This is a genomic window from Amycolatopsis sp. NPDC059021 (assembly GCF_042739895.1).
Lineage (GTDB): Bacteria > Actinomycetota > Actinomycetes > Mycobacteriales > Pseudonocardiaceae > Amycolatopsis.
In genome coordinates this window covers 1-1,922 of record NZ_JBHYIQ010000215.1, presented here as the reverse complement: position 1 = coordinate 1,922, position 1,922 = coordinate 1, and the positions used below count along the sequence as shown (strand labels likewise).

Sequence of the window (1,922 nt, the reverse complement as noted above, 5' to 3'; positions counted from 1 at the left end):
ATTTAATTTCTTGATATACGCGCCGGGAATGCCTTTAAATTTCATTGTCTCCGAACCTTTGACCAAACGATATTGTTTTACTTTGCTTTTTTCGGGATAATTAAATACATTCCGAGAAAAAGAGGATATTTCTTTTTCTATTTCTTCTGGTTTTATTTCATCAGCATATTTTTCATAATACGTTTTTGGTTGAATGAATAAACCTTCTTCAAGAATACCTTCCAGTTTCCATTTACCGTACTCTCTATCGTCAACCATGTCATCATCAAAAATAGCTTCACATGCTATTGAATCGGTATCACAATATGCCACATCGCCTTTTTCTAATTGTTTAATTAAACCTCTATATAATAAAATACGCGCGTATGACGTAACGTAGGCGGCTATATGCGGCTGAATATACGGCGCTTTGCTGGGGACGGCTGCTTCAATAAATTCTTGTCCATATACAGGGTTAAATAATTCAACATAAGGATAGCCTTTTTCTTCGCATGTCTCAATTTCTGTGACAGGTAAAATCGTTTGCCGAACCCTTTGCATACCGAATTTTCCGTACAGTGCATTTTGCATTAATTTTGCAAACGTCTTTTTTGCTCCATCACTTGTATTTTTAATCTCTTCAAAATAGGAGACAAAATCTTTAAATATATAATCGGTCTTTTCAAAATAAATACATTGATGAATTTCTTTTATTTTAGCACCCATTTCTAACGCCAATTCAATTTCTTCAAACGTCCATATCCCTGAAAGGTTACCGACCGGGAAACATAATTTTTTGTACATTCTGTGAGGTAGAGGCGGTATATGTAAAGTAGTCGGTATGTGAATATCACATTCTAAAAAACCGCCGCCCTGTCTATAGCTGTACCAATATTTAAATACGTTTCGGGCTTTGTCTCCTTTATGGTGACGCGGTTTCCCTATAGGTATTGGGTTCACTTTCATAACGTACGGATATAATGAATTTACATCATAATGAAAGCCGCCATTTAATTCACTTTGAAATACTTCTGTACGTCCACCATAATATGCCTTGCGTATAAAATCCTCTGTAAACTCGCCCCATTTGCTATAACCGTAATTCGTGGAAATAGCCTTTTCATAATCTTCAGGATAATTCATTTGATATACTTTCATTGCAAGACTTGCGGTAGTAGGACATTTTAAAAATTCATGAATCGGCAAGCCGGATATTTCAATAAGCATTGTAACAATTTCATATAATGCCACACAGTCCAACCGTAAATATTCATTTAATTCAGGTTCATACGGATCGACCTTCATAAAATAATTCCCTTGGGATTCCCGGTCATCATATTTACCCGGGTCATTTGTGGGGTTTCCGTCAGCGTCAAGCGCCCATCCCAATTTCAAAATATGGTCTTTTAAATCTATTTTTGCTTTTTCTTGCGAAATATTAAAATCCTCACATATCTTTTTTAATGAACCCATTACAAGCTTGCTGGAATCATGAAATGTAATAGGTTGCGAAATAATTTCATTTTATTAAGTTATTTGGGATTCATTAAGACCTGTTTTAAATACCGTAACGACATTATTAATAAAAATCGAATTTTTTAAATCCGCTTCAGGTAAAATGTCCTTTGCGATTTTTGAAATGTCGAAATCTAGATTATGAATAAATACATGACAATCGTATTTTGTGGTATACTGTGAGAGAACCGTTTTCAGGTTTTTAAAAGTGTTTGTCGCACGGTATCTACTACCGTCATATAATCCGACGCGGAAGACTTCCCCAAAAAGTCCTCGCGTCTCAGTATCAAGCGTAAGTATCTTAACGGGTTTACTTGCGCTTTTTTCTTTATTCTCTTTTTCCTTACTCATTTAAAATCCACCTCTCCATCGTAAATCCTTCGCTAAACCTTTCGCCGGGTTGATTTTTTATATAGGGATATGTTTTT

Annotated in this window: 2 protein-coding genes; both read right to left on the bottom strand. The window is 35.2% G+C overall.

Going from position 1 to position 1,922, the window contains the following annotated elements:
* The coding region (locus ACFWX1_RS48075) for a DNA polymerase (protein ID WP_378396628.1) at nucleotides 1–1,482 on the bottom strand (1,482 nt) is incomplete at its 3' end.
* Between the two features lie 24 nt (nucleotides 1,483–1,506).
* Complete coding sequence (locus ACFWX1_RS48070) at nucleotides 1,507–1,845, bottom strand: hypothetical protein (RefSeq protein WP_378396627.1); 339 nt, start codon at nucleotides 1,843–1,845, stop codon at nucleotides 1,507–1,509.
* Nucleotides 1,846–1,922: the final 77 nt, after the last annotated feature.